Source organism: Inquilinus ginsengisoli, from assembly GCF_050434925.1.
GTDB lineage: Bacteria > Pseudomonadota > Alphaproteobacteria > DSM-16000 > Inquilinaceae > Inquilinus > Inquilinus ginsengisoli_B.
Genome location: NZ_JBNDJK010000001.1, coordinates 6,719,223 through 6,740,755 on the forward strand (window position 1 = coordinate 6,719,223; position 21,533 = coordinate 6,740,755).

13 protein-coding genes and 1 pseudogene are annotated in these 21,533 nt (G+C 66.6%); 8 read left to right on the top strand and 6 right to left on the bottom strand.

The window, feature by feature from the left end; translation table 11 throughout:
* The first annotated feature begins 101 nt into the window (after window positions 1–101).
* A complete protein-coding gene (locus QFZ27_RS31740) occupies window positions 102–1,862 on the top strand; it encodes a VanW family protein (protein WP_429230455.1) in 1,761 nt (586 codons plus the stop codon).
* Here the strand turns inward: QFZ27_RS31740 and QFZ27_RS31745 are convergent.
* Together QFZ27_RS31745 and QFZ27_RS31750 are read right to left on the bottom strand one after the other, a co-directional pair.
* On the bottom strand, window positions 1,835–2,572 hold the full coding sequence (locus tag QFZ27_RS31745) for a creatininase family protein (RefSeq protein WP_429230456.1): 738 nt from the start codon (window positions 2,570–2,572) through the stop codon (window positions 1,835–1,837). The genes QFZ27_RS31740 and QFZ27_RS31745 overlap by 28 nt on opposite strands.
* A 165-nt stretch (window positions 2,573–2,737) precedes the next feature.
* Entirely contained in the window at window positions 2,738–4,327 is a 1,590-nt protein-coding gene (locus QFZ27_RS31750) for a gamma-glutamyltransferase family protein (RefSeq protein WP_429230457.1), read from the bottom strand.
* Window positions 4,328–4,614: 287 nt separating this feature from the next.
* Here QFZ27_RS31750 and QFZ27_RS31755 point away from each other — a divergent pair, with 287 nt between their 5' ends.
* Together QFZ27_RS31755 and QFZ27_RS31760 are read left to right on the top strand one after the other, a co-directional pair.
* Window positions 4,615–5,769: a porin gene (locus tag QFZ27_RS31755; protein WP_429230458.1), complete on the top strand. Its 1,155-nt coding sequence runs from the start codon at window positions 4,615–4,617 to the stop codon at window positions 5,767–5,769.
* 111 nt (window positions 5,770–5,880) lie between these two features.
* Window positions 5,881–6,771 carry a DUF72 domain-containing protein gene (locus QFZ27_RS31760; protein ID WP_429230459.1) on the top strand — a complete coding sequence of 297 codons (891 nt, stop codon included), beginning with the start codon at window positions 5,881–5,883 and terminating at the stop codon, window positions 6,769–6,771.
* On the opposite strand, the gene QFZ27_RS31765 is transcribed toward QFZ27_RS31760, so the two are convergent.
* Entirely contained in the window at window positions 6,768–7,799 is a 1,032-nt protein-coding gene (locus QFZ27_RS31765; RefSeq protein WP_429230460.1) for a LysR family transcriptional regulator, read from the bottom strand. The two genes, QFZ27_RS31760 and QFZ27_RS31765, sit on opposite strands and share 4 nt — an antisense overlap.
* 542 nt (window positions 7,800–8,341) lie before the next feature.
* Between QFZ27_RS31765 and QFZ27_RS31770 the strand changes: the two genes are divergently transcribed.
* Complete coding sequence (locus QFZ27_RS31770) at window positions 8,342–9,934, top strand: helicase HerA domain-containing protein (RefSeq protein ID WP_429230461.1); 1,593 nt, start codon at window positions 8,342–8,344, stop codon at window positions 9,932–9,934.
* 160 nt (window positions 9,935–10,094) lie between these two features.
* Entirely contained in the window at window positions 10,095–11,531 is a 1,437-nt protein-coding gene (locus QFZ27_RS31775) for an IS1182 family transposase (protein ID WP_429230462.1), read from the top strand.
* A gap of 237 nt (window positions 11,532–11,768) precedes the next feature.
* On the opposite strand, the gene QFZ27_RS31780 is transcribed toward QFZ27_RS31775, so the two are convergent.
* Window positions 11,769–12,758: a hypothetical protein gene (locus QFZ27_RS31780; protein ID WP_429230463.1), complete on the bottom strand. Its 990-nt coding sequence runs from the start codon at window positions 12,756–12,758 to the stop codon at window positions 11,769–11,771.
* Window positions 12,759–13,280: 522 nt separating this feature from the next.
* Here QFZ27_RS31780 and QFZ27_RS31785 point away from each other — a divergent pair.
* From QFZ27_RS31785 to QFZ27_RS31795, 3 genes and pseudogenes are all read left to right on the top strand, one after another.
* Window positions 13,281–13,367, top strand: a pseudogene (locus QFZ27_RS31785) (AraC family transcriptional regulator); the annotation flags it as partial.
* A 75-nt stretch (window positions 13,368–13,442) separates the two neighbouring features.
* The gene (locus QFZ27_RS31790; RefSeq protein ID WP_429230464.1) at window positions 13,443–13,928 is read left to right on the top strand and encodes an AraC family transcriptional regulator; all 486 of its coding nucleotides are present in this window, start codon (window positions 13,443–13,445) and stop codon (window positions 13,926–13,928) included.
* A gap of 119 nt (window positions 13,929–14,047) precedes the next feature.
* Complete coding sequence (locus QFZ27_RS31795) at window positions 14,048–14,788, top strand: dienelactone hydrolase family protein (RefSeq protein ID WP_429230465.1); 741 nt, start codon at window positions 14,048–14,050, stop codon at window positions 14,786–14,788.
* A gap of 296 nt (window positions 14,789–15,084) precedes the next feature.
* Here the strand turns inward: QFZ27_RS31795 and QFZ27_RS31800 are convergent, their stop codons facing one another.
* Both QFZ27_RS31800 and QFZ27_RS31805 read right to left on the bottom strand, forming a co-directional pair.
* A complete protein-coding gene (locus QFZ27_RS31800) occupies window positions 15,085–16,995 on the bottom strand; it encodes a hypothetical protein (RefSeq protein ID WP_429230466.1) in 1,911 nt (636 codons plus the stop codon).
* Window positions 16,979–21,250 (bottom strand): HTH domain-containing protein, encoded by a 4,272-nt coding sequence (locus tag QFZ27_RS31805; RefSeq protein ID WP_429230467.1) that lies wholly within the window; start codon window positions 21,248–21,250, stop codon window positions 16,979–16,981. The genes QFZ27_RS31800 and QFZ27_RS31805 overlap by 17 nt, the downstream gene beginning before the upstream one ends.
* Window positions 21,251–21,533: the final 283 nt, after the last annotated feature.

Genomic DNA, 21,533 nt, shown 5'->3' on the forward strand with positions numbered 1-21,533 from the left:
GAGGTCAAGGCCATGCGTGCAGTCGCCATCGGCCCGACATCGTCCGGCCATCTTCCGCTGCTTCACTGCCCCTGTCGCCGGTGTCGGGAGCAGCAGCCAGAATGACAGCGCCAGCGGATCACAAGGTCCCGTCGCGTTGGGACGCGCTGGTCTTCGGGATCAAGGCGGCGCTGCTGCGCCGCGGGCGGGCCCTGCGCGAGATCCGCCGCCGGCCGGCGCGCCATTCGCGCGCGGACGGGCTGCGCGAGGCCGCCATCGTCGCCGAGATCCGCTCGCCGCTGTGGTCCGGGCCGGGCGGGGCCGCCGAGCACGGGCTGACCGCCGGCAAGATCCACAATCTGCGCCTGGCCCTGCCCGCCCTCGATGGTGTCGAGGTGCCGGCCGGCGCCGTGTTCAGCTTCTGGCGCCAGATCGGCCGGGCCACGCGCCGGCGCGGCTTCGTCGCCGGTCGCGAGCTGCGCGAAGGCTGCCTGGTCGCCAGCACCGGGGGCGGGCTGTGCCAGCTGTCGAACGGCCTGTATGAGGCGGCGCTGGCCGCCGGCTTCGAGATCGTCGAGCGCCACGCCCACAGCCGGCTGGTGCCGGGCTCGCGCGCCGCCGCCGGGCGCGACGCCACCGTGTTCTGGAACTATGTCGACCTGCGCTTCCGCAGCCGCGCTGCCTTCCGCATCGAGGCGCGGATGAGCGGGGCGGAGCTGGAGATCCGCTTCCGCAGCACCGCCGCCCCCGCTGCCGGCATCGTGGTCCCCTTCCCCGTCCCGCGCGGGGCCGCCGCTGACTGCGTCGGCTGCGTCCGTGAGGAGTGCAGCCATCACCTGCCGCAGGGTCCGGAGATCACGCGGCGGCCGACCGCCTGGCTGGTCGATGGAAGCTGGCCGGAATTCACGGCGCTGCTGCGCGCCCAGGCCGGGCCGGAGGATCGGCTGTTCCTGCCGATGCGCTGGCGCGCCCGCTATGCCTGGCCGGAGCTGCCAGGCAGCGAGAGCCGCGCCACCCTGGTCGCGCTGGCCCGTTCCCGGGCGCTGCGCCGCCTGCCGGCGGCGGGCGGAGCGCTGCCCCGGGCGATGCTGGGCTTCGACCGGCGGCTGGCCGAGGCCTATGCAAGCTGCCTGTCCTATCGCCACACCCATCTGGTGGTCGGCCAGGGGCTACTGCCGCATCTCTGGCGCCTCGGCTGCCTGCAGGGCCGCAGCTTCGACGTGCTGATGGAGCGCTGGCCGCTGGCGGCGCTGCAGGCCCGGCTGGACCGGGCGCTGGCCCGCTATCCGGAGAGCCCGACGCTGGGCGATTTCCGGGCGCCGGAAGAGATCGTCGCGGCGGAGACCGAGGCGCTGGCTGCGGCCGCGCGTCTCTACACCCCGCATGGCGGCATCGCCGGGCGCTTCGGGGACCGGGCGGTGCATCTGGATTGGGCGCTGCCGGACGTCGCCGCGGCGCCACGGCCCGCGATCGGCGGCCGCACCATCCTGTTCCCGGCCTCGGCCTTGGGCCGCAAGGGCGCCTATGCCCTGCGCGACGCGGTCGAGGGGCTGGACATCGACCTGGCCGTGACCGGCCGGGCGCGCGAGCAGGCCGGCCCGTTCTGGCGCAATGTCGCGGCGCGGCCCCTGCCCGCCGGCGCCTGGCCCGACCCGGTCGCCGCGGTGGTGCTGCCGGCGATCGTCGAGCACCAGCCGCGGGCGCTGCTGCGCGCCATGGCGCTGGGCATCCCGGTGATCGCCACCGCCGCCTGCGGCATCGACGCGGGGCCGGGCGTCACCCTGGTCCCGGAAGACGATGCCGCGGCCCTGCGCGAAGCCCTGCTGCAGGCCCTTGGCGACGTGTCACGGCAGCATCAGGTCTCGGCCAGGAACTCCGCATAGGTGCCGGAGATCGCCGCCACCGCTGCGTCGTAGAACTGCTTGCCATGCTCCGGCGTCGCCAGGCCGGGGTTGGAGCCGATGCGGCCGTCCGGGAAGCGGCGGCGGTAATCGACGGCGTCGTAGAACCGGCCCGTGGGCGCGATCGGCGGGTCCAGCTCGGCCGACTTGATGTGGTCGGGGAACAGGTATTGGGTGACCGCCACCTCGCTGGCGGTGGCGTGGCTGCCCTCGGCCACGCCGTACAGCTCCTTCGACAGGCGCTGCACCCCGGCATTGTCCCACCAGTTCACCAGGCGGCAGCGGATCGACGGGCTGCCGAGCGCGCGCCGCTCGGAGTAGATCTCGTAGAAGGCGGCCTGGATGGTGGCGATGTTGCCGCCATGCCCGTTGACGAACAGGAAATGGTCGAAGCCGTGCTCGGCCAGCGCCATCACGTAGTCGCGGATCACCAGCACCAGGGTCGACGGCTTCAGCGTCATGCTGCCCGGGAAGGTCATGTGGTGATGCGCCATGCCGACGCCGATGGTCGGGCCGACCACCGCCCCGGTCTGGTCGCCGACGCCGCGGGCGATGCCCTCGGCGCACAGCGCGTCGGTGCCGATCAGCCCGTTCGGGCCGTGCTGCTCGGTCGACCCGATCGGCATGATCGCGCCGCGCGAGGTCTCGAGATAGGCCTCGATCTCCGGCCAGGAGCTGAGCTGAAGCTGCATGGGTCCTCCGGTTTTGCTCTCGTGCTGGGTGACGGCCCTTGGAGAACAACGGATGAAATTCAAAAACTGTCATGCCCGGGCTTGACCCGGGCATCCAGAGACTGTCGACACCCGCTGGATTGCCGGGTCAAGCCCGGCAATGACAGGAAGGGGGAGGGAGCCGTATCAGATCCCCAGCGCGCAGCCGTCCTTGCGGGGGTCGGAGCCGGCGATCAGCACGCCGCGCTCGTGGTCGATCAGGATCGCCTGGCCGCCGCCCAGCGGCTCGTCCCGGACCGCGACCTTGTGGCCGCGGCCGGCGAGATCCGCCGCCACGCTCTCGCCGATCCGGGTCTCGAGCTGCAGCTCGCCGTCGAAGGCGAAGCTGCGCGGCAGGTCCAGCGCCGCCTGCGGGTCGAGGCCGCGGTCGACGATCGAGGACACGAACTGGGCCTGGCCGGCCGCCTGGTAGTGCCCGCCCATCACGCCGAACACGCCGGCGGTGCGGCCGCCGCGGCGCAGCAGGCCGGGGATGATGGTGTGCATCGGCCGCTTGCCCGGCCCGATCGCGTTCGGATGCCCGGGCTCGATCCGGAACGACCGGCCGCGGCTGTGCAGCAGCACGCCGGTGTCGGGATCGAGCAGGCCGCTGCCGAAGCTGTCGAAGATCGAGTTGATGAAGGAGACGGCGTTGCCGTCACGGTCGACGACGCAGAGATAGATGGTGTCGCGGTGCTCCGGCTCGGTCCACAGCGCCGGCCGGCCGGCGCGCTTCGGGTCGATCCGCCGGCGCAGCGTGCCCAGCACCTCCTGCGACAGCAGGGTGCGCGGGTCGTGCGGCAGGTGGTCGGGGTCGCCGATCAGCGCGTCGCGGTGGTGATAGGCGATCTTGGTCGCCTCGGCATGCAGGTGGATGCGGTCGGCCTCCGGCATCTCCGCCGCCAGGTCGTGGCCGGAGAGCATACCGAGGATCATCAGCGCCGCCAGGCCCTGGCCGTTCGGCGGGCACTCGACCACCTCGGTGCCGTGATAGTCGAGCCGGATCGGGTCGACCCAGTTGGCGACCTCGCGGCCGGCGGCGAAATCGTCGAGCGTGTGCAGCCCGCCATGGGCCTTGAGGAGGCGGACCAGCGACTCCGCCACCGCGCCCTCGTAGAAGGCGGCGGCGCCGTGGGCGGCGATGTCGCGCAGCCGGGCGCCGAGCAGCGGCTGGGCATGCCGGTCGCCGACCGCAGGGATCCGGCCGCCGGGCAGGAACACGGCGCGGCAGCCGGCGTCGCCGGCCAGGAAGCCGGCATCCTCGGCCCAGTCCCAGGCGACGCGGGGCGCCACCGGATAGCCCTCCTCCGCATACAGGATGGCGCGGGCGAACAGCCGGTCGAGCGGCAGCGACCCGTGCTCTTCATGCAGCCGGCACCAGGCCGAGATCGCGCCGGGCACGGTCACCGCATGCGGGCTGCGCTGCGGGATCGCTGTCAGCCCCTGGGCCGCCAGCGCTTCCGCCGATGCCGCCCGCGGGGCGCGGCCGCTGCCGTTCAGCGCCAGCGCGTCGCGCCCGGCCGGGGCGTAGAGCACGAAGCAGTCGCCGCCGATGCCGGTCATGTGGGCTTCGGCCACGCATTGCACCGCGACCGCGGCCAGTGCCGCGTCGACCGCGTTGCCGCCATCCATCAGCACCTCGAGCCCGGCGGCCGAGGCCAGCGGATGCGAGGTGGCGATCGCCGCCTCGCCCGCGATCAGCGCCGAGCGCCCCGGCTGGCCGAAATCCCGCTGCATGCGCCGTTCCTTTCCATTGGATCGTCGTTGATATCCACGGCACGGTCCGCTTGGCAACCGGCCTGCGCGTCGTCGGCCGCTGTTCACGGAATGCCGGACCGGCGCGCCCTGCATTGCCCGCGCCGACATGCAGTGACGATTTTATGAAGTTTGTCGGCAAGCAGCTTTTATGTCGGGCCTGATGGTTGATTTCAAAACGAGGGACTTCGTATAAGCCTCGCCGCACCAGAGAAGGGTCGCCGGTTCCATTTGGGGGGACGCGCGCCCGACACCTGAGGGGAAGTAAAATGCGGAAGTTTTTGTTGCTCGGGGTGTGCCTTGCGGCCGCCGCGGGAGGGACGAGTATTGCCCGGGCGGCGGATGCGAACGTCACCTCGGGCCTGTCGCTGAAGATCAGCGGCTGGATCGGCTTCATGGCTGGCCTGTCGCTCAGCAACACCGCCGACGACACCTTCGACCGCGACTATGACTTCGTGTCCAATGCGCGGCTGCAGTTCGACGTCAAGAACGTCACCGATTCCGGCCTGGAATACGGCGCCCGCATCCGCATGAACAATGTCGACCGCCGCAACGACGTGACGATCGACCGCACCTATGTCTACCTCAAGGGGGGCTTCGGCACCGTCACCCTCGGCGACGCGCCCTATGCCATCGCCGATTTCGGCTACGTCTATGCCCATGACACGCTGAACGGCAAGCTCGGCCTCGGCGCCAGCTGGGGCGACGGGCTGGACGGCAAGTTCAACCTGTTCGGCGGCTCCGACACCTTCTACGCCGTCGACCCGAGCTACGGCATCGGCGGGCTGAACGGCAAGGACACCAAGGTCAAATACACCTCGCCGAGCTTCTCCGGCTTCTCCTTCGGCGTCGACTTCACCCCGCTGGCCGGCGGCAACGGCCATGCCGGCAATGGCGGCCGCAACGACCTGTTCAACGACAGCAGCGCCCGGTACGAGAACATCGCCACCGGCGGCGTCCAGTACTCCGACACCTTCGACGGCACCACGGTGCTGGTGCGGGGATCGGCCGGCACCGGCAACGGCGTCAGCGGCAACCACGACTACGAGGCCTACAGCCTGGGCGGCCAGATCGTCCATTCGAGCGGCTTCGCCGGCAGCGTCAACTGGGTGCACTTCGCCAGCACCTTCCGCGCCGACAAGGCGATCGACTCGATCACCGGCGACCTGTCCTATTACGGCGGGCCCTATGTCGTGTCGGTCGGCTATGCCTACACCACGGCGGAGAAGAACAACGGCCTGAAGTCGTCCTTCACCGACGGCGCGGACCTGAAGGCCAATCACAGCGTCATCGGCTCGTTCCTCTACAACTTCGCGCCCGGCCTCAGCAGCTTCACCGAGCTGGCCTACGAGCGGAACGAGTTCCGTGCCGGCCAGGACTACGAGTCGACCGCGCTGACCACCGGCGTGGTGCTCGCCTTCTGATCGAAGACGTCCCGACCGACCGAGCGAAGGAGAGGGCGGCGCCAGGGGCCGCCCTCTCCGTTTTCGGGCACGGCATCGCGTCCCATGGCGTTCCACCACAGGAGGAGCGTGATGGGCGGAAAGACCGGGCAGGTGCGGATCGGGATCTCGGGCTGGACCTACCGGCCCTGGCGCGGCGTGTTCTATCCCAAGGGCCTGCCGCAGAAGCGCGAGCTGGGCTTCGCCGCCGAGAGCTTCCCGACGGTCGAGATCAACGGCACCTTCTACGGCACCCAGCGGCCGGAGAGTTATGCCCGCTGGGCCGAGGAGACGCCGGACGGCTTCGTCTTCGCGGTCAAGGGGCCGCGCTACATCACCCATCTGCGCCGCCTGCGCGAGGTCGAGGCGCCGCTGGCCAATTTCCTGGCCTCAGGCCCGCTGCGCCTGGGGCCGAAGCTGGGGCCGATCCTGTGGCAGTTCCCGCCCAGCTTCCGCTTCGACGAGGAGCGGATCGAGGCCTTCCTCGAGCTGCTGCCGAAGGACACCGAGGCCGCGGCCGAGATCTCCCACCGGCACGACGAGCGCTATGCCGGCCGGGTCTGGACCAGGACCGACCGCAAGCGGCCGATGCGGCACGCCATGGAAATCCGCCACGACAGCTTCCTCGATCCGGCCTTCATCCGGCTGCTGCGCCGCTACGGCGTCGCCCTGGTCTGCGCCGACACGGTCGACTGGCCGCGGCGCATGGACCTGACCGCCGACTTCATCTATTGCCGGCTGCACGGGTCGGAGCAGCTGTATGTCAGCGGCTATGACGACGAGGCGCTCGACAGCTGGGCCGACCGCGTCGCCGCCTGGGCCACGGGCGGCGAGCCGGCGGATGCCGAGCGGGTGGTCGACAAGCCCGGGCCGAAGCGGGCGAAGCGCGACGTCTATGTCTATTTCGACAATGACGCCAAGGTGCGCGCCCCCGCCGACGCCAAGGGGCTGATCCGGCGGGTCGAGGACCGGCTGGGCGGCTAGCGCAATTCGATCGGATCGGCGGACCGGCGGCCGCCCTGGACGGTCGCCAGCGCCGCGGCGGCGATCTCGCCGCGCAGCCAGCTGTGGTCCGGGTCGCGATGGCGCCGTTCGTGCCAGATCAGCGCGACCTCATAGGGCGGCAGCTCCAGCGGCGGATCGACCACCGCCAGCGGCAGCATCGCGGCGACCCGGGTGGCGACGCGGTGCGGCACGGTCAGCACCAGATCGGTCTCCGCGATCATCGCCGGCGCCGTCAGCATGTTGGGGACCAGGATCGGGTCGCGGTCCGGCAGGTCCAGCTTGGCCAGCCCGTCATAGACCTGGCCGAAGCCGTCCTCGGAGCCCGAGGCGATCACGGCATGGCGCAGGGTCGAGAAGCGCTCGATCGTCCACTCCTGCGCCAGGGCCGGGTGGTCCTGCCGCAGCAGGCAGGCGAAGCGGTCGGAGTACAGGCTGCGCCGGAAATAGCCCGAAGGGGTCTCGCCGATCTGGCCGACGGCGAGGTCGATCTCGCCCTGCTCGAGCCGCCGCAGCGCGCCGGCCAGCAGCGGATCGGTGACGATATCGAGATGGGGGGCGCGCTCGCGCAGTCGCGGCAGCAGGCGCGGCAGCAGCACCAGCGCCTGGTGGTCGGGCATCGCCATCGTCACCTTCGACCGCCACTCCCCGGGGGCGAAGCTGCGGCTGGTCACGATGTCGCGAATCGCCCCTAGCACCGACGGCAGCAGCACGGCCAGGCGCTCGCCGCGCGGCGTCGGCGCCAGGCCGGTGGAGGTGCGGACCAGGAGATCGTCGTTGAACATGCCGCGCAGCCTGGCCAGCGCCCGGCTCATCGCCGGCTGGCTCTGGCCGACATGCTGGGCGGCGTGGGTGACGTTGCGGTGTTCCAGCAGCGCTTCCAGCGCCACCAGCAGGTTCAGGTCGACCGAGGCCAGGTTCATCGCCGGCCGCGGCGGCGCCGGATAGCGGTCGCCGCCGCTCAAGGCCTGTGGCGCCGAAGCCGTCGGCGTGAAAGCACCTTCAAACATGCATTCTTCCCTCTTCCAGGCAGGGAGCGGGCGACAGGCGTCTCTCTCGCTCGGCGGGAAAGGCCGGAAACCGTCAGGGTTTCCGGGTGGGACGAGGCCGAAGAATCGACCCTTTATCGGCGAGGCTGTCTGTCCGGGTGAACATGATCTTATGCTCATCTTGTGAACAGATGCTCATTCCCGGACCGGGCAAGAGTCAAGCATGGCGGTGAGCGGCTTCATCGCCCGAGGACCGGGAATTGTCCGATGTTTCCCAGGCGATTGGCGGGCGGCAGATCGGCCGCGACCGGTTCGCAAGCCTTGCTGGCTGGGCGTATCGGCGGCTCGACCGCGGCCCCGGCGGCCGGCATCCAAGCCTCTCGCGGATCCGGTTCCCGCATCACGCTATCCACTATTGATATGGTTCCGCGGTCGCTCGGCAAGGCCGGGCATGCCGGGACCCTGACCTGCCCCGGCGGGTTGCACGCCGACCGCCCGATCGTGATAGACCATGCCCCGCCCCGCCCTCCCCGGAGGACGGGGCCGCAGTGTGCGGAGGGGTGATGACGGTCCAAATCGACATCGGAGCGCTGTCCGACGGGACATCGGCCATGATCGATCTCGAGGAATTGCTGGCGACGCGGCTGCTGGTGCAGGGCAATTCCGGCTCCGGCAAGTCGCATCTGCTGCGCCGCCTGCTGGAGCAGAGCGCGCCCTGGGTGCAGCAGGTGGTGGTCGACCCCGAGGGCGACTTCGTCAGCCTGGCCGACCGCTTCGGCCATATCGTGGTCGATGGCGACCGGTCGGACGAGGACCTGTACCGCATCGCCGGGCGGGTGCGGCAGCACCGCACCTCCGCCGTGCTGAACCTGGAGCGCTGCGACATCGACAGCCAGATGCGCGCCGCCGCCGCCTTCCTGAACGGGCTGTTCGACGCCGAGCGCGACCTCTGGTACCCGATCCTGGTGGTGGTGGACGAGGCCCAGCTGTTCGCCCCGGCCGCGGCCGGCGACGTGTCGGAGGAGGCGCGCAAGGCGACGCTGGGCGCCATGGCCAACCTGATGAGCCGCGGCCGCAAGCGCGGCCTGGCCGGGGTGATCGCCACCCAGCGCCTGGCCAAGCTGGCCAAGAACGTGGCGGCCGAGGCCTCGAACTTCCTGATGGGCCGCACCTTCCTGGACATCGACATGGCCCGCGCCGCCGACCTGCTGGGGCTGGAGCGGCGCCAGGCCGAGATGTTCCGCGACCTCGGCCGCGGCCGCTTCGTCGCCCTCGGGCCGGCCCTGTCGCGCCGGCCGATCGAGATCCGCATCGGCGCGGTCGAGACCGGCGCGCGCTCGGCCAGCCCGAAGCTGCTGCCGATGCCCGAGACGCCGCCCGAGGACGTGCACGAGCTGATCTTCAAGGCGGCCGAGTCCGAGCCGCCGATGCCCCGCCCGACGCGGCCGCCGCCGCAGCCGCAGCAATCGACCGCCGAGCTGCTGGCCCAGCTGATCCGCAGCCGCCCCGACACCGCCCCGGCGCCGGAGGAGGAGCCGGATGCGATGACCCAGGCCGAGCGCGACGCCGCGATCGACGCGGTGCTGCGCGACCTGGTGGCGGCGGAGGATTCGGCGTTCCGCCCGATCGCGGTGCTGTACCAGGATTTCCTGGTGCGCTGCCGGATCCAGCGGGTCGGCAGCCGCAGCGCCCCGGCGCTGGACCTCGCCGGCTTCCGCGGCCGGCTGGCCGTGGCCCGAGCCGGGGTCGACACCGACACGGCGGAGAGCCCGGCCTGGCAGCACGCGACCGGGCTGGCGCGGGAGCTGCCGGAGGACATGCAGGGCATCTTCCTGCTGCTGGTCAAGGCGGCGATGGCCGGCGCCCCCTGCCCGTCCGACGCCACCATCGCCCGCGCCTACGGCACCCAGTCGGTCGGCCGCACCCGGCGCCTCTTGTCCTATATGGAGCAGCGCAACTTCATCGTCTGCCGCACAGCCGGCCGCGGCGGCCACCGCATCGTGGCGCTGCCGGACCTGGGCCTGGAGACGGCCCCCGGCGACCCGAATGCGCGGGAGGAGGCACCGGCGAGGACCGTGGCCGATCGCGACGCCGCCGCGGCCGGCGAGGATCGCGCCACGGCGGACGAGACCGAAGCGGTTCCGCCCCTCTCCTGAGAGGCCTGTCGGATTCGCACATCGATCGGCGACACGGTCGACGGGCTTGCGAGACCATTGCCTCTCCCGCAACAGCCCGTGTGGAAACCCACTGGCGGGGGATTCTAGAGGCCGGTCCGGTGTGATCTACTGCTTCGACAAGACATTCGGAGTGGCGGTGATGGTTCATGTGACGGGGGAGTCGCGGTATCAGCGGTTGCTGATGGCACCGAGCCTGGACGAGATCGTCGCTGCCGAGCATCCGGTGCGGGTGATCGACGCGTTTGTGGCCACGCTGGACCTGAGGGATCTGAAGTTCGGCAAGGTGGAGGCGGAGAGCACGGGCAGGCCGCCGTACCATCCCGGCGATTTGTTGAAGCTGTACATCTACGGCTACCTCAATCAGATGCGGTCGAGCCGGCGGCTGGAGCGGGAATGCGTGCGCAACCTCGAAGTGCACTGGCTGGTCAACCGGATCACCCCCGCCTTCAAGACCATCGCCGACTTCCGCCGCGACCATGTCGCGGCCATCACCGGGGTGTGCCGCGCCTTCATGCAGTTCTGCCGCGGGCAATCGCTGTATGGCGGTGAACTGGTCGCCATCGACGGCAGCAAGATCGAGGCCGTGGCCAGCCGCAAGAAGGTGCTGACGCCGGCGCTGCTGGAGAAGCGGGCGGCGGCGCTGGACGCCAAGATCGCCGAGTATCTGGCGGCGATGGACGAAGCCGACCGCCAGGAGGCGGCGACGGAGGCCGGACCGACCGATGTGGCCCGGGCCCTGGCGGTGCTGCAGGCCAAGCGCGACACGGTCCAGGCCCAGGCCAAGGCCCTGGCCGGGGCAGGGCTCAGTCAGACCGTGACCAGCGAGCCCGACGCCCGCTTGATGAAGACCGCCCGCCATGGCCATCAAGTCGCCTACAACGCCCAGAGCGCGGTCGACGGCAAACACGGCCTGATCGCCGCCTTCGATCTGACCCGGGACTGCAACGATCAGACCCAGCTCCTGCCGATGGCCCAGGCGGCCAAGGAGAGCCTGGCGGTCGAGACCCTGACCGTGGTCGCCGACACCGGCTATTCCAACGGCACCCAGGGCCAAGCCTGCGCCGAGGCCGGCATCACCGCCGTGGTGCCGCGCCAGACGGTCGTCAATCCCAAGAACGCCGATCTGTTCTCCCGCGACGCCTTCACCTACGACCCGGCCCGCGACTGCTGGACCTGCCCGGCCGGCGAGATCCTCACCCTCGTCTCGGTCTCCCAACCCGAGCAGAAGAACACCTATGCCACTCCGGCCTGCGCCGCTTGTGCCATCAAGGTCCAATGCACCAGGGGCAAACGGCGCAAGGTCACCCGCCACTTCCATGAAGACGCCCGCGAGGCCATGCACCGCCGTGCCGTCGAGGATCCCGGCTGGATGCAGCGCCGCCGCGAACTCGTCGAACACCCCTTCGGCATCATCAAATGGATGATGGGCTATCCACGCTTCCTGCTCCGCGGCCGGCGCAAGGCCAAGGCCGAACTCGCCCTCATGGTTCTCGCCTTCAATCTCAAGCGAACCATCGCCACCCGCGGCGTCCCACTCCTCCTCGCCGCCCTCCAACCCACTCCCGCCGGGCCATGACTGGCCCACTCGACCTAAATCTTCTGTCCCCTCTGACCCCTCAAGCAAATCCCCACACTTCTCACACGGGCTGGCTTGCGGGAGAGGCAACGAACAAGGCCTGATGCGTGTGCGGATGAGATGCGTGAATGCCGTAGCCCGAGAGGCTCGGGCTGCGCGCCCTGGCGTCTCGATGGTCGCCGAATCGGAAACGCGGCCGGCGAGGCCGCCTGACGGTGGCCTCGCGGCGTCCGCTGCTCACGGCCCCTTATCCGCTCCGCCCGGTTTCCCGAGGATGGGGGCGGGACCGCCGTCGGCCGTGCCATACTCGGGCAATCCCAGCCGCCGTGCCAGCGCGGGCGGCCTGAGCAGGATGCGGCCGTACTGCTTGGCATAGGCCGCCTGGCGCTGGAACTCGGCTTCGTCCGGATCGAGCTCGGCCGGTGACGGCGGGGGATCCGGCGGCCCGGCCGCTGCCGGAGGCCGGGCGCCGCCGGGATCGGCCGGCGCGGTCCTGGGGGGCAATACGGTGTCGCCGGCACCAGGCCGCCAGGGCTGGTCGGGCACGGGCAGGATGCGGACGACCTTGCCGGTCTTGTCTTTGACCTCGCCGGTGGTGACGTTGTGGATCCAGTGCTCGCCCTCGGGTCCGCCGACAAGGCTGGCCGGGATGCCGCGCGCGACCACCAGGCCGCGGTGGTAGGGGGCCGGAGGCGGCGGCGGGGCGGCAGCCGGGCCGGAGGGCTGGTCCCATGGCTTCGGACCGGCGGCGGCCCGATCGGCCCTGGCCTTGGCCAGGGCCGGGTCGAGGCCATAGGCGATGACGCTGCCGGCGAGGCCGATCTGGCGGCCCAGCCGCCGGATCAGGGTTGCGATCGGCAGGGCGGTGTCGGCGAGGTCGGCATCGATGCGGTCGTTCTCGGTCAGCCGTTCCCAGAGATCGGCGGTGAGCCGCGCCCGGGCCTCGGGCTTGACGACGGCGATGGCCTGGGACAGGCCCGCGGCGACGGCCTGGCGCCGGCGGTCCTTCCGGTCCTGCCGCCGGTCGGCGCCGGCCTCAGCCTTGCGCCGCGCGTCCTCGCGCTGCCGGCGCAGCCTGGCCTTCAGCGCGATGGCGCGGCGGATGCCGCGGAACAGGCTGCTGAAGTGGGTCTCGGCCTTCCCGGCGCGGTCGAGATCGTCGGCCTCGAGGGCGGCCATGACCCGGGCCTTGAAGCCCATGGCCATCGCCTCGGCGCCAGCGGCCATGCGGGACAGCAGCGCGAGGTCGGCCTCGTCCGTGGCCGGCGAAGCGGCAGAGGGAGTCCGGGCTTTGATCCCACGATCGACCATCCCTGCATTAGAACAAAACAGGAACTCAGAGTCAAGCGGAACCGCAGGGCAATGGCATCGTCACCGCTTCGTCCAAGCCCGGCACCACAGGATGCCGAGGGGCGGCGCCCCGCGACGTTCGCGGCCCGTGACAAAACCGCAAGATCCGCCGAGCGTGCCGTGCCGGCCTGCGCTGAACTGGCGCTGCCACGGAGGACGGAACGATGAAGGCGGCGCTTCGGAACCACCATGCCCGGATGCAGCGGGTGCTGGACCACATCGACCGGCATCTGGACGAGGATCTGGACCTGGACGCGCTGAGCGGCGTCGCCGCCTATTCGAAATATCACTTCCACCGGCAGTTCACGGCGACCTTCGGGCTGTCCGTGCATCGCTATGTCCAGCTCGCCCGCATGAAGCGCGCGTCCTACCGGCTGGGCCTACCGGGACGCCCAGAGCGTCACGGACATCGCGATGGATGCCGGCTACGATGCGCCGGATGCCTTCGCCCGCGCCTTTCGCCAGCGGCTCGGGCAATCGCCGTCGTCGTTCCGGAAGTCTCCCGACTGGGAGCCGTGGCTTGCGGCCTTCGGGCCTCTCGACGATGCGAGGAGCAAGCTGATGCAGAAGACCTTTGCCGCCGGCGACGTGACGATCCGCGACGTGCCGCCGACGCCGGTGGCGATCCTGGAGCATCGGGGCGACCCGGCGACGCTGGGCGCCACCATCCAGCGCTTCATCGCCTGGCGCAAGGCCGCCGGCCTGCACCCGAGCACGAGCCCGACCTTCACCGTCTGGCGGTCCGAACGGCGCCCGGCGTCGCCGGCCGATTACAGCGTGGACCTGTGCGCCGGGACCGACCGGCCGGTCGAGGCGAAGGACGAGCCGATGAAGGCCGGCGAGATCCCCGGCGGGCGCTGCGCGGTGCTGCGCGTGGTCGGCCACACCGACAATCTGGAGCCCGCCGCGCTGTTCCTGTATCGCGACTGGCTGCCGGCCAGCGGCGAGGACGCCCGCGACGTCCCGCTCTATTGCCAGCGGCTGAGCTTCTTCCCGGAGGTGCCGGAGCACGAGGCGGTGGCGGAGCTGTTCCTGCCGCTGAAGTAGCGCCCTGCGGCGCCGCCCTGCCCCGCCCGGCCGCAGGAAACGGGCAAGCGGCGATCCACCCTCTGGTCTTCATCGGTTCACCGCCTAGACTGGCGGCCTGCGCCTGAGGAGACGGGACGATGGAAACGCGGGCGATCGCCTATGACTGCGACGGGACCAGGCTGACGGGTTTTTTCGCCGACGCCGCGCCGCACCGGACCAAGCCGGGGATCCTGGTCGCGCATGAGGCCTTCGGGCTGAACGACCATATCCGGGCACGGACGCGGCGGCTGGCCGAGCTCGGCTATGCCGCCTTCGCGCTCGACATGTATGGCGCCGAGGGATTGGCGCTGCCGGAAGCGGTGAGCCGCCATGTCGCGCTGATGTCGGCGCCGGGACTGATGCTGGCCCGGGCGAACGCCGGGTTCGGCGTGCTGACGGCCCTGCCCGGCGTGGACCGCGAGCGGACGGCCGCGATCGGCTTCTGCCAGGGCGGGATCACCGCCCTGGAGCTGGCGCGCGGTGGGGCGCCCCTGCGCTGCGCCGTCGGCTTCCATCCGGGCCTGATGCGCCCCGCGGGAAGCCCGGACCGGCCGATCCGGGCGAAGGTGCTGATGATGATCGGCGACCAGGACCCCGACGTGCCGCCGGCGGACAGGACCGCCTTCGCGGCGGAGATGCAGGCAAAGCAGGCGGACTGGCAACTGCATCTCTTCGGCGGGGTCGGGCATGCCTACACCAACCCCGACGCCGACCGGCTGAACCGGCCCGGCTACGGCTACGATGCCGCCGCGGACAGGCGGTCATGGACGATGATGCTGGCGCTGTTCGAGGAGGTGTTCGAGGTGGCTGCTGGTGGTGAGGGCGGGGACGATCGCTGAGGGCACCGACGTTGGGGGCGGTGGAGGTACGCCTCAGCCCGGGGCATGACGAGGCGACGGGCGTCGTTCGACGGGCCTCCGGGGATGATCTTGTTCGCAGGGAAACAGAGCGTACCGAGGCCGGCATCCGAAGCCCTAAACAAAAGCGGTCGTCGGGGGCGTCTTAGAAGGGGACATACGCCGCCAAGCCTGCCGGAATCGTAGCCCGTCCCAGGTAGTGGCCAGGCTGAAGCACCCCAATCGCAGACATCGGCATCCGACTGTCATCGCAGGCGAACAATCTGTGCATCGGCCTCCTAAATAGCCGGAAGGCGTGCGCCAGCCAGCCTGGCCGCAGCCATCGCCTTTGAGAGAGGATCTGACATCTCCGGCCTAATCTCCGTTATGCATAGTAGCGCCTCGGCGAGATCAGAGCCGACTCCTGCCGGGATACGAAAAGCTAGCCTTTCTAGCCATCGGACGAGACTATTTCGCGCCGTTTTTCTGTCTGGATAGGCCTGAGCGCACTCGATCAAACGGGATACGCATTCCAAGACTATCGCGGCCTCGTCTGCACTGCTACACTTGTCGACGCATAGGTCGGCGACAGCGTCCGCTAGAGCTACATCCTTGAGTTGGACCGTGATGCTTGCTGCGAGTGCAAGCGCTGAATTGATAGGCGGATCGGCAACCGAGCGTTTATCCAAACGAATGAGATCAAGGATTGTGCCAATCTTTGGTGCGATCTCCGGCGGAACTCCAAAAGAATATAAAAGCTGACCAATGAAGAGAAAATGGTCGAGGGTCGGATCCGCAAAAAATGTTTTGTAGGCGTTGGTAAGCGGACCTTCCACTGAAAGATCGGTCTGGACAGGCCGTGGAACGCCCTCCAGCACGGAGGGAAATGTCATCGCCGGTCCAATTTTCTGCTCATTGATCCAGGCAAGGACAGACTCAAGCCGCTGGGTCCAAGCGTAGGGCACCTCCTTTCCCAGAATTGAGGCAATGGCATTTCGTACTCGACCGACAGCGTCTGCAATTAGGAAGTTCGAGAATATCCATTCCGGCCGCCAGCGTGGCTCGTCTCCCATCTCGGCTAGCACCGACGCAAAGTAAGTCCTTCCAGCCACCCGGAGGGCCCACCCCACTAGATTATCCGGTTCAATTTTCTCGAGGTCACAGGTGCGCACTATCAGTGACGCATGCGCAGCAGCCGCGAGTCGTCGCCAGAAAACCGGGCGCCCTCGTAAAGATTGGTGCTCGGAAAAATGAGCACTTGCAATGATAAACGCAGCGGCGAATATGCTGCAGGTACTATTCAGGCGGTTCATATCACCGAAAAGACGTTCCAGCACCCTCTCGCCGAGTTCTGAGAAGCGGCTGTCCCGAGCGAGAGCATCGGCGCACAATTCAAATGCGCCGATCAGCGCAAAGTGATCATCAAGCGACAAACTTTTATCGATCATTAAGCACAGTGAGTCCACGTCGATGGAACGCAGCAGTCCGAGCGGTACCAATGCGCTGGAGGAGAATGTTAATGACGTTGCCAGAAAGGCACGAAGCGGTTCCGCGGCAAGCCGGTCTTGGCGCACAATCATGAGTTCGTGCGTTAGGTAATCAGAAAAATTGCTGGAGGATAGAATAGGGGCCGTCAAATTATCCCAATGTCGGGCGTCCTCCGGCAATAGATCACGCTTGCCAACCTGCTGGACTGCCACGCGAGCTTCCAGTCTCTCAACAAAGCTCTCCGGTGATGACGACAGTATGGATGTCACGTCATGGAAGTCAGTATGATCAAAATCGGCTTTGCTAATTTGTGCACGTATTTTTCTGATCGCCGCGGGAGATAAAGTATTTCGTTCGAGCAGAACTTCTACAATTTGGCTGCGTCGCTCGACAATGGTGGTCAGTAGGGCTGCATGCCGAAAACGCCACCGCCGCCTGCCAAGCGTAACGACACCCGCGTAATCGTCAGATATAGAAATTCTGGCTCCGCGAATCTTTGGAAGGGCAACGGAACGCCCTTTGTCAGCCGTCCGGGCAAAGGCCGCAAACAGATCCTCACGCCGGCAAACTAGATTGTCCGCCAACTGGATCGGGTGCTCAAGTTCGAGATCAAAGCGGCCGGCAATCGCACCATCTGCAAGCACATCAGATTTGACTTGCGAAGAAAGCCGGTCCAGGACGAAGGCGGCCTTGATGCGAGCAAGTTCAGATAGCTGCGTCATCCTCGTTCTCCGCGTCTTCGGAATTCAGAATGAGGGATCGGATAAAATCAATGATTTCACGATAAAAATCTGGAGAGAGCTGTCTCATCGGCTCGAATATTTTCGACTCCAACCACCGGTGATAAGCGTTTAATACGTGGATATCACCAAGCTCAAATGGCATCGCAAGTCTGCCGGGAATCATACGCTTCACGACCCCTGCCCAACCAGGAGGAGGATTCCCGGTCCAACATGCGAGCCAAGCTTCGGGTTGGGGCGCCAACTCCATGACGAGATCCGAGAGGGCGGCTGCTCGCACCGCGTCTTCCTCCCTTTGCCAGATCTGCATGATGGCGGACTTCGTTTCGATCGCAAGGGTCGCGAGCCAAGCAACCTCTGCTGGAAAGCGTGGAAAGTCGGCAATCCGCGCCAAATCTAGGTTCTCCCTAAGCGCACGAAACTCACGAGATGCGTCCCTACGACTACGCAGGACTGCGTTCGCGATCTCATCTGCATCAATCGGCATGAGCATCGCCCCGGCAACGCGGAGGCGATGCCTAGCCGTCCGCCTTTCGGCCTCCGTCACCAACTCACGTGCGAAAAGCTCCTCGATAAGGTCAAGCGAGGTGACGATACGCGCACGATAGCCGGTTCGATCCTGCGCAAATGGCTCTTTGTTCAGGGCTCTGTCGTCGAAAACCACGGCATCAGCATCACAGAGGTCATACAGCAAGTGAATAGTCGATAGATCGGATCGCTTCTCATTATCCTCCCCACCGGAACGACGCGGGCCGAAGATAATCTTGCCCGCGGTGCGTGCGCTACGCACCGCCGCGCGGATTTCATCAATCACATGCAGTACATCACCAACGTGCCGGTCATGCTCGATAAGCGTCGTAGCTTCCCGTTCTGCGCTGGCCTCGATGTAGACTTCGGAGAACTGGTCTAGAACCGAATCAAACAGGTTCGTCGTTTGCAGGTAGTTGAGAGCGAGATCGTCTATGAACAGCGGTCGTTTGACGTCGGGGCGCCCCCCCATCGGCCAACCCCGGTCCTGAACCAAAAAATACCCTTTGGCGGTCTCCTCAGTTGCCTCGTCGAGCCCTCCTAGATCGACTAAGACCTCCAGCAAGCCATGCATGTCGGCCAGCAGTGCTGCATGGCTCGACATGTCGGCGTCTTCCATATCGAGGCCGATCCTGTGAACAGGTGCAGGTCGCAGGACCACACCACCGGCAGCATCAGCAGCATGCACCAACGCTGCCAGATCGACGCCAATCTCATCCGCAAGGGAGCGCGAATCAGGGCTTGGTGCGGGAGCAATGCTGACTCGCCTCGCCGCGATTGCGTCGCGTATTTGTGTGGCTCGCTTCAACCGTGATTTTTGAAAACTGCGTATACGGCGGCGGCCCTCGAAAAGTTCAAGGAGCGCCCCCGCCGGCAACACAATCTCGGGCATGAACGAAAGCACTTTAGGAAGTAGCCCGAGCCAGCCGAGCACCAGCAAGCTGGTGGCGTCGATGGCGATGCGGCGGGCCTCGCCTAAACGATCTGGGGCTCTCCGGCCGCTGAACAGAGGGATCGCCGCCATACGTCGCGGATCGGTCGAGACGGCATTGCGCACCAGATTTCCGAGTATCGCTTCGACGAGTGTCATGCGCAGGCTTGGCGCCGCGATGACGAGAGGAAGATCACCGCGCGCTATGCCGTCATTGACAGTTCGGCTCTGCTGGTTCCAGTCGGACTGCTGATTCAGCAGTTCTTTCAGTTCGAACCGCCTCACCGGTCCGTCTTCGCCCGAGAGATCGACCGCGCGGCGGAACCATTCCTGCGCATCGGCGAGTGTACCTTCAATGCCCTCGTCAATGGTCAGAAGATAGGCGCCCAGCAGAACCTCTGGGTCGCTACCGCTCTTCTGAATCGCAGCTTTCAGCAAATCCATCATAGGCCCGTGACCTGAAGCCTGTGCCGTCTGTGCTGCCCGAATCAGCGTCGTGCCTTTGAGGCGATCGGCCATTTCCAGATGAGCTGCCAATGGTTGCGCCAGCAACTCCCATTCGCCCGTTTCTATCGCGATCGCGATTTCCAGCTGTAGGGCACGGTTAGAGGGCGCATGCGCGCGCAGATACTCGGTTTGACGACCGGCTTCATCAAGCCTCCCCAGCCGAAACAACTCCCAGCCATAGTCGCGCGTTATGCTTGGATACTGAACAAGGAGGAACGCATGCGCCTCGACGACACGAACAAAATTCGCGTGGTCGCCCGCAACGTGAGAGGCCTCGGCGGCGAGTGCGATGTCCTGAGGATCGTTTGTGTGGCGATAAAGTTCCTCGGCATAGCGCGCAAGCGCGCCATGATCATTTTTTCGGCTCAGTTCTCGAACCAACGCCCGCAGTGCTTCAGTTCTCCCCGTTTCCTCAAAAACTCGCAAGTACTCTTGTACAGGGTCAGCCCCCTTCGCGTTTGCAATTTCTGCCTCAAGTTCGGAAACGAAGGCATGATCGAAAAGTGCACGATTTTGGTCAATAATAACCGATGCCGTAGCAACGTCACCAGCTAGGATCAGTGCCTGTATTTCGAGCGACAGCACTCCCGATCTTCCGAATGCGGCTTCGAGAGCTTCACGATGTCTAGCAATGAGAGCCGCCACTGCCTTAGGATCGTCACCGTGCATGCGCAGGACGAGCGCGGCTCGCAACTCATCGTCGGCTAACCCCCCTAGCTGCTCACGGCGCGCAAGATATTGGGCAACAGGCGACGAGTCGAAGTCCTTTATAAATACAAATGCGAACTGCAGTTTATCGAGTGCAGTCTCGGGCGAAGACATATCGGCGCACAGTTGTGCCACGGCTCGCGCTTTACGGTGTGGATGGAGAAGCTGGCACCACAGCAAGTAGGCGACTGCAATCCGGCTTGCTTGTTGGAGTTGAAGATGTCTTGCAATGGGTTGGAGTCGCGTGAGATCGGTGATTGCAAGCTCAAGCTGCTCGGTGGCGACCGTTTCCGAGACGATAACGCGCGCAGACCGCACATCCAACGGCAGTCCTTGCAGAGGCAGTGCTTGATCCGGCTTCGGCAAGAGACAGGCTAGGCGCACTGTTCCCCTCAGCAGCAAAAAATACGGCGCTTCCTCAATTATCGCTTCTGAAGCTGCCGCCAGTGCGTCGCGCGCAGCCTCGGTCCTGTCCGCTTGGAGGTGAATGAGCGAAAGGCTATGCAAGCCATTGGCCGTAAGGTCGGCAACGCTCATCCCGTTTTCGTTGAACCACTGCAGCGCAGCATCTGCACCTCGGTGGCGAAAGAGAACGTTGAGAAGCGTGGAGCGGCTGTCGGCATCCCTGCGGTCGCGTAGCAGAAGAAGCGCGCTATCTATCTCGCCGCGGGCCTCAGCAAGGCGGGCGCGAGCGAGAATATCACTGTCTGGGCCGGACAGCTCGACCGCTGCGGCGAGGAACCGGTCAGCGGCATCTATCACGCCGCGCACAGCTGCGCTGCGGGCTGCTCGCAGCAATACTCGCCTCCGTAGGCTTGGCGAGACCTTTCCATACTTTCCTGAAGCAAGATCCTCGCCAAGGGCTGCGAAGCGGTCGGTTTTTGCAGTTTCGGGAAACAGCGAGCGCTTTAACGCCAGCTCATATTGACTCGCTAGGTCCCGCTCACTCGCCGCGATTAGTTCAGGTTCATCAATTGGCGGTGCCAGCATAGCGTCGCGATGCTCATCGTAAGACCTTCTGCCAAAATCGATCCGGCCGAATTGCTCTGCTATGAGCTGAGCTGCACGTTCGGGAATTTCAGTGAGCAACGTTCCGAGTGAAGTGAAGCTGTAGTGTTTCTCAAGGAGGTTGGGGAACTGTGTCAGTTTGCGTGTCAGCTCGCCCCACCCAATGACGTGAACTCTGAACAGGCCCTGCTTTTGATGTTCGACAGTTAGTTCGCGAGCCCTGTCCTGCAGTTTGGCGTCATCCGCATTGATGGTGGCTACCGTAAATTCCGCGAGCTTCGGCTCAAAGCCTTTCGCCTTCTCGACTTCTACATTGAGACCTTCGATGGTGAGCTTCGGTGGAGGCCAGCTCCGCCTGCCCTTGCATTGCACCCCAGCGACGCCGCCTCCGGCGAGAGAGCCGTATATGTCCACCCCGTTCTGCCTCTGTCCTTGACGCCCGTAGCGCGTGGCATTGTGGTCGCCCCAGAGGTTTTGGAACGTGTCGGCGCACATGTCCTCGAAGGCATCCCAGTCCTTCGGTGGCGGCAGATGAACGGTAGCGGCGTTGGCCATTATCCTTGGTCGGGCTTGAGGCAATCTTTCGATCCGTCTCGGATTTACGGATCGTGCACAACCCTGTTTGGAACAAGTGTCGAAGAATGCAACTTTTCCCGACGAGCGTCACATGCCGGTGCCGGAAATTAGTGTTTTCTACGCTCCCTTCGGAAAGGTAGGCCCGAAGAACTATCCGTTTGCGGCTGCGCTTGCCTCGACGGCGGTGTCCAGTTTGCGGGAGTCGTTCAAGCGGCGGCAATAGTAAACTCCAGTCAGGAAGCGTGAAGGCTACCTTGCGGAC